The following is a 6,004-nucleotide window of genomic DNA, read 5'->3' on the forward strand; positions in this document are numbered from 1 at the left end:
ATCGCGACCGGCGCGGCGACGGCGACACTGCCGGCGACCGTCGTCGACCTGGCGGCGCGGCGACCCGGCCCGGGCCGGCCTGGTCAACGGCACCGCCCCGCTCGCGGGGCTCGGCCTCGGCGCGCTCGCCTGCGGCGCACTCGTCGAGTTCGCCCCGGCACCGACGCGGCTGGTGTGGGTGCTGCTCACCGCGGGCCTGCTGGTCGCGGCGCTGCTGGTGGCGCTGATCCCGGAGACGATCGACCGGCGGCCGGGCGCACTGCGGTCGCTGCGGCCCCGGGTCGGGGTACCGGCGCGGGTCCGTCCCGGCTTCGCGGTGATCGTGCCGATCCTGATGGCGAGCTGGGCACTCGGCGGGCTGTACATGTCGCTCGGGCCGTCGGTCGTCGTCGACGTCTTCGGCGTCCGGAACCATCTGGTCGGCGGCCTGGTCGTCGCGGCGCTCTGCCTCACCGGCGCGCTGACCGCGTTCCTGCTGCGCGGGCGCACCCCGGCCCGCGTGCTGACGCCGGCCGCGGCGTTGCTGGCCGTCGGCACCCTCGTGACGCTGACCGGGGTGGTGACCGGCGTGCTCGTCGTCGCGACCGTCGGGACGCTCGTCGCCGGCGTCGGGTTCGGCTCGGCGTCCTTCGCGACGTTCGGGACGCTGTCGGCGCTCGCCGCCCCGCACGAGCGCGGTGAGCTGTTCGCCGCGACCTACACGCTGGCGTACCTCTCGTTCAGCGTCCCCGCGATGATCGCCGGGGTGGCCGCGACCGCGGGTGGGCTGCGCCCGACGGCGCTCGCCTACGGCGGTGTGGTCGTCGTCCTGGCCGTCGTCGCGTCGGTCCTCGGCCGGAAGGCGGCGGTTCCCGCCACCGGGGACCGGGTCCCGGCGGCGAACAGCACCCGCTGATCGGCCGACGGAGGGGCCCGGGCACTGGTCCGTTCGTCTGGTTCGCGTTACTGCGTCCGTCGCCGATCGCGTGCGTCCGACCACTCACCGCGCACGTCCGCGACGAGCGGAGGTGACGGGTTGAACCGGCCGGGGTGGGCGTGCCTACCGTGTCGGCCGCCGTCCGGGCCCTCCCCGAACCGTGCCCGGACGGCGACGCAACTGCTCCCCACCGCACGGAGAAGCGAACATGGCAGGACGGCACCGCAAGCCCACCGACACCGGCCGCACCGCGGCCCGGATCGGCGCCGCCGCCGCGATGGCCGCGGCACCGCTCGGCATCGTCGGCACCGCGTCGGCCGCCCCCTCGGCCCCGGCCGCACCCTCGGTCGAGAAGACCGCCACCTGGGACGAGCTCGCGCACTGCGAGAGCACCAGCGACTGGCAGGCCGACACCGGCAACGGATTCAAGGGCGGGCTGCAGTTCACCCCGACCACGTGGAAGTCGTTCGGCGGCACCGAGTTCGCCTCCAGCCCCGAGCAGGCGTCGAAGTCGCAGCAGATCGAGGTCGCCAAGAAGGTCCAGGACGAGCAGGGCTGGAAGGCCTGGCCGTCCTGCACGAAGAAGCTCGGCTGGCGCTGAGGCCGGTCTGCGGCACACTCGGTCCATGAGTGCCGATCTGGATCCCGTCCGGCGCATCGTGGCCGAGGACAGCGGCCTGTGCACGGTCGCCGTCGTCCGCCCCGACGGGCGCCCGCACACCTCACTCGTGAACGCCGGCGTCCTCGACCATCCGGTGACCGGCTCACCCGTCGCCGCCTACGTGACGTACGGCCCGGTGAAGCTGCAGGCGTTGCGCACGCGGCCCGCGACGTCGCTGCACTGGCGGTCCGGCTGGCGCTGGGTCGCCGTCGAGGGCTCGTCGGAGATCATCGGGCCGGACGACCCGGTCGACGGCGTGGACGTCCCCCGGCTCCTGCGCGACGTCTTCGCCGCCTGCGGCGGGACGCACGACGACTGGGCCGAGTACGACCGCGTGATGGCCGAACAGCGGCGTGCGGCCGTCCTGGTGGAGCCGGTGCGGGTCGTGGGGAACTACTGACCCCGCTGCGTCCGGAGGTTCTCCAGCATCGTCGTCGCGGCGGCGTGGAGCTGCGCGCACGTGCCCTCGACGGTGCGCCGGTCGGCGTGCTCGGCGAGGGGAGTGACCTGGAGCTGGGCTCGGAGTGAGGAGCCGTCGGCGACGTCGAGGACGACCTGGCAGAACGGCAGACCCGTGCCCTGGGCGGGTGGTGAGCTCTGGACGGCGCCGAAGCCGGCGAGGGTGATGACCTGCGATGTCGGTTCGGCGCCGATGGCGACCGACGCGTCGTCGGTGAAGGTCTGCAGGTTGTAGCCGAGCCCGTGATTGCTGGACCAGGTGCAGACCCTCGAGGTTCCGCTGTGGCTCGCGTTCGCGCTACCCGGGCGCAGATCGAGTTCCTCTCGTCCCTGGTCCGTGAGCGCTGCACACGGATCGACGCGGGAGACGTCCAGCGCGTACGGCCGTTCCGGAAACGGCTCCCGATAGTCATCGTGCCCGGCGCATCCGGTGGTGAGTTCCAGTGCCACGAGAAGTGCTCCGCACGTGATGGCCAGGACGATCCGCCTCATGGGGAGACGAGCTTCCTGAACTCGGCCTCGATGTCGTCGTCCGTGAAGCCGTAGCCGAACGCGCTGGCGCGAAGCGCGACGACCGCCGCGCGCAGCTCGGCACAGTGCGCCCAGTGGATGGAGACGATCCGGTCGATCTTCGGTTGGAATGCGGCGACCGCATCGTGTCGCGCGGCGGCCGGGACCGAATCGGCAAGAATGGATTTCCTGCGAAACCGTGGTGCGCCGGAATGCCGGGCGCACTACTGCCCCTGCTGCTCGCGGAGGTTCTTCAGCATCGTCGTCACCGTGGATCCCAACCGGGCACAGACCTCGTCGATGGTCGGAGGCGGCGAGTCGTCCCGGGTCGGATTGGCCTGTAGCTGTGCACGCAGTGACGCGCCGTCGGCGACGTCGAGGACCACCTGGCACAGGGGCAGACCGCTTCCCGGTGCAGGTGGGGTGCTCCGAACCGCACCGAAGCCGGCGACGGTGACCACTGTCGACGTCGGTTCCGCGCCGATCGTCGCGACGGCACCGATGTCGAAGGTCTGCAGGTTGTATCCGAGGCCGCGGTTGCCAACCCAGGTACATCCACGGGACGTCCCACCGTGAGATTTCCCAGGGCGCCCGTTACGGACGCCCATCTCCGCCCGTTCGTCCGCGGACAGCGCGGTACACGGGTCGACCCGTTACACGTCGATCGCAAAAGGCCTCGGAGGGAACGGGGTGTCCTCCGTTCCGGGATGTCCGGATCCACACCCGGCCGCCGACACGACGACCGTCAGCAACGCGCCGGCGATGCGGATCCGTCTCATGCCGTCCCCAGGTTCTGAAAGGTGCGTTCGATGTCGGCGTCGGTGAACCCGTATCCGCGAGCCGTGGCATGGAGGGCGTCGACGGCGGCCCTCTGTCTCGCGCCGGGTTTGATGGAGGGTGTCAAGCCAGGAGATGATGAGCAGCGATGGCAGCCCCACGGAAGCACCCCAACGAGCTGCGGGAACGAGCGATCCGGCTGGTCCTCGACGCCAAGGCCGACCCTGTCAACGCCGGCACGAACGTCTGCCGCCGTATCGGTGACCAGCTGGGAATCCTTCCGGAAACCCTGCGCGGCTGGGTGAAGCAAGCCGAGATCGACGCTGGATCCCGGCCTGGGACGACGACCGATCAGGCCGCTCGGCTGGCGGAGCTGGAGCGGGAGACCCGTGAACTCCGCCGGGCCAACATCATTCTCAAGTCCGCTTCGGCTTTCTTCGCGGCGGAGCTCGACCGCCCGCAACGGTAGTCACCGACTACATCGACAAGAACAGGAACGAGTTCGGGGTCGGGCCGATCTGTGCCGTGCTGAAAGACGCCGGTATCCCGATCGCCCCGAGTGCCTACTATGCGGCGAAGACCCGTCCACCCTCGGCCCGGGCGGAACGCGACATCCTCGTCTCCGCCGAGATCGCACGCGTGCACGCCGAGAACTACGGCGTCTACGGCGTCCGGAAAGTCTGGGCACAGCTGGGCCGCGAAGGCGGCGTGGACGACCGGCCGGTCGCGCGGTGCACCGTCGGCCGGCTCATGAAAGCCGCAGGCCTGCGCGGTGTCCGGCGGCAGCGGGTGCCGCGGACCACCATCCGTGCCGACAGCCCCGACCTGCGCCCGGACCTGGTCGAGCGCGACTTCACCGCGACGGCCCCGAACCGGTTGTGGGTCGCCGACATCACCTACATCTAGACGCATTCCGGTTGGGTGTATGCCTCGTTCGTCTTGGACGCGTTCTCCCGGAGGATCGTGGGTTGGCAGCTGTCACGTCATCTCTACACCGATCTCGCCCTAGACGCACTCAACATGGGGATCTGGATCAGGGAACGCAGCGGTGCAGATCTGTCGCGGTTAACGCATCATTCGGACCGCGGTGTCCAATACGTTGCCATTCGCTACACTGAGCGGCTCGGCGAAGCTGGTGTCGTCGCTTCCGTCGGGTCGGTCGGCGATTCCTATGATAACGCGATGGCGGAGGCATTCAACTCGTTGTTCAAGGCCGAATTGATCCGCAACAAGGGGCCGTGGGCGGGGATCAGCGACCTTGAACTCGCGGTCGCCGAGTACGTCGACTGGTACAACCACCGCCGACTACACGGCGAACTCGGCTTCGTCCCGCCGGTCGAGTACGAGATCCATAACGCCACCACCACGACCGCCCGGCAGCCCGCCGGAGCATGAGAACTCAGCCTCTACCAAACCCGGCACTTGACACTCAGTTCGTCGTGATGTGCCCAGTGGACGTCGACGATCGCGTCGATCTTGCGCTGGAAACTGTCGCGGGCATCCCGGGAGACGGGATCACCGCCGCAGGCGATGACCTGAAGACGCTGACTGTTCGACGTGATCGCCTCCTCGATGTCGTCCGCCTGTTTCCGCAGTAGTGCGGCTACCTGCAGCACGTTGTCCACGTGCACTTGTGCGACGAGTTCCGCGATCGAACGCTGCTGTTCCGGAGTCATGGACATGGCGTGAGAGTAGAGGGAGACCGTGGTGTGTCGGAGCGATTCACGGAAACCCGCCCAAGGTCCGTGGGCGGCTCGCAGGTGACACTGTTTCGCTGCCCGGGTGAGCAATTCGGTGGCGGCCCACAGCGCCCGGGGCTACCTTCCGTGTGGCTGGGCAGAGACGAAGGAGGTGACCCCCGTGAACGCGACATCGACATGGGTGCTCCCCTCCGGGGCCACGGTCGGGCGGTAGGTCGTCCGGGAGCGCCGTTCACGAACGCTCCCGAAGGGCACGACCATGCGACTCTCCTCCGCACAGCATCTCGACGACGGCGTCCTCGAACGCAGCGTCACCCTCGACGGGATCCCCGGGATCCTCTGGACACCCGCACCGGCGTCCAAGCCGGTCCCGCTGATCCTTCTCGGCCACCCCGGCGGACTGCGCCGGATGTATCCCAGGCTCGTCGCCCGGGCCCGGCGCTGCGTGGCGGACGGGTTCGCCGCGGCCACCATCGAGCTTCCCGGGAGCGGCGACCGGCCCCGTTCCACCGACGCCGAGGACGCCCGCGCCGAACTCCGTCGCGCGCTCCGGGCGGGCGAGCCGGTCGGCGACGAGATCGTCGACAGGCTCGTCCTCCCGCTCGTCGATGCGGCGGTACCGGAATGGCGGGCCGTCCTGGACGCCCTGCTCGCGCTCCCCGGGCTACGGGAGCCGGTCGGGTTCGCCGGGGGAGTGATCTCCGTCAGCGTCCGGCTGGCGGTGGTCGAACCGCGCATCGTGGCCGCGCTCCTGTTCGCCGGGAGCGTCGTGCCCCGCGCCGTGGTCGAGGAGGCCCGGCGGGTCACCGTTCCGCTGCTGGTCCTGCTGCAGTGGGACGACGAGGGGAACGACCGGCAGACGGCCCTGGACCTGTTCGACGCCTTCGGCTCCGAGGAGAAGACGCTGCACGCCAACATGGGCGGGCACACCGGCGTCCCGGCGTTCGAGGGCGACGAGGGGAGCCGATTCTTCGCCCGCCA

The 6,004-nt window shown here is 70.2% G+C and carries 6 protein-coding genes, 2 pseudogenes and 1 other annotated feature; of the genes and pseudogenes, 5 read left to right on the forward strand and 3 right to left on the reverse strand.

Features of this window, described 5'->3' with window-relative positions:
* The first annotated feature begins 172 nt into the window (after nt 1-172).
* From Ae150APs1_RS34005 to Ae150APs1_RS26465, 3 genes are all read left to right on the forward strand, one after another.
* A complete protein-coding gene (locus Ae150APs1_RS34005) occupies nt 173-895 on the forward strand; it encodes a hypothetical protein (protein ID WP_075300973.1) in 723 nt (240 codons plus the stop codon).
* Between the two features lie 229 nt (nt 896-1,124).
* A complete protein-coding gene (locus tag Ae150APs1_RS26460; protein WP_075300975.1) occupies nt 1,125-1,517 on the forward strand; it encodes a transglycosylase family protein in 393 nt (130 codons plus the stop codon).
* A gap of 25 nt (nt 1,518-1,542) precedes the next feature.
* Nucleotides 1,543-1,977 carry a pyridoxamine 5'-phosphate oxidase family protein gene (locus Ae150APs1_RS26465; RefSeq protein ID WP_010243566.1) on the forward strand — a complete coding sequence of 145 codons (435 nt, stop codon included), beginning with the start codon at nt 1,543-1,545 and terminating at the stop codon, nt 1,975-1,977.
* Here the strand turns inward: Ae150APs1_RS26465 and Ae150APs1_RS26470 are convergent.
* Both Ae150APs1_RS26470 and Ae150APs1_RS26475 read right to left on the reverse strand, forming a co-directional pair.
* The gene (locus Ae150APs1_RS26470) at nt 1,971-2,486 is read right to left on the reverse strand and encodes a DUF3558 family protein (protein ID WP_075300977.1); all 516 of its coding nucleotides are present in this window, start codon (nt 2,484-2,486) and stop codon (nt 1,971-1,973) included. The two genes, Ae150APs1_RS26465 and Ae150APs1_RS26470, sit on opposite strands and share 7 nt — an antisense overlap.
* Nucleotides 2,487-2,770: 284 nt before the next feature.
* Nucleotides 2,771-3,184, reverse strand: a pseudogene (locus Ae150APs1_RS26475) (DUF3558 family protein); the annotation flags it as partial.
* 287 nt (nt 3,185-3,471) lie between these two features.
* Between Ae150APs1_RS26475 and Ae150APs1_RS26485 the strand changes: the two are divergent.
* Nucleotides 3,472-4,718 (forward strand): annotated as a pseudogene (locus Ae150APs1_RS26485) (IS3 family transposase).
* Nucleotides 3,753-3,881 (forward strand) — a sequence feature (AL1L pseudoknot). (Overlaps the previous pseudogene by 129 nt.)
* A gap of 11 nt (nt 4,719-4,729) precedes the next feature.
* Here Ae150APs1_RS26485 and Ae150APs1_RS26490 read toward each other — a convergent pair.
* Nucleotides 4,730-5,005 carry a hypothetical protein gene (locus Ae150APs1_RS26490; protein WP_075300981.1) on the reverse strand — a complete coding sequence of 92 codons (276 nt, stop codon included), beginning with the start codon at nt 5,003-5,005 and terminating at the stop codon, nt 4,730-4,732.
* Between the two features lie 277 nt (nt 5,006-5,282).
* Between Ae150APs1_RS26490 and Ae150APs1_RS26495 the strand changes: the two genes are divergently transcribed.
* A partial coding sequence (locus Ae150APs1_RS26495; RefSeq protein ID WP_075302641.1) for an alpha/beta hydrolase occupies nt 5,283-6,004 on the forward strand: 722 nt, incomplete at its 3' end.

Source organism: Pseudonocardia sp. Ae150A_Ps1 (genome assembly GCF_001932315.1).
Lineage (GTDB): Bacteria > Actinomycetota > Actinomycetes > Mycobacteriales > Pseudonocardiaceae > Pseudonocardia.

Coding starts and splice junctions, on each gene's coding strand:
- Ae150APs1_RS26490 (WP_075300981.1), bottom strand. CDS start 5,005: ATGTCCATGACTCCGGAACAGCAGCGTTCGATCGCGGAACTCGTCGCA.
- Ae150APs1_RS26465 (WP_010243566.1), top strand. CDS start 1,543: ATGAGTGCCGATCTGGATCCCGTCCGGCGCATCGTGGCCGAGGACAGC.
- Ae150APs1_RS26460 (WP_075300975.1), top strand. CDS start 1,125: ATGGCAGGACGGCACCGCAAGCCCACCGACACCGGCCGCACCGCGGCC.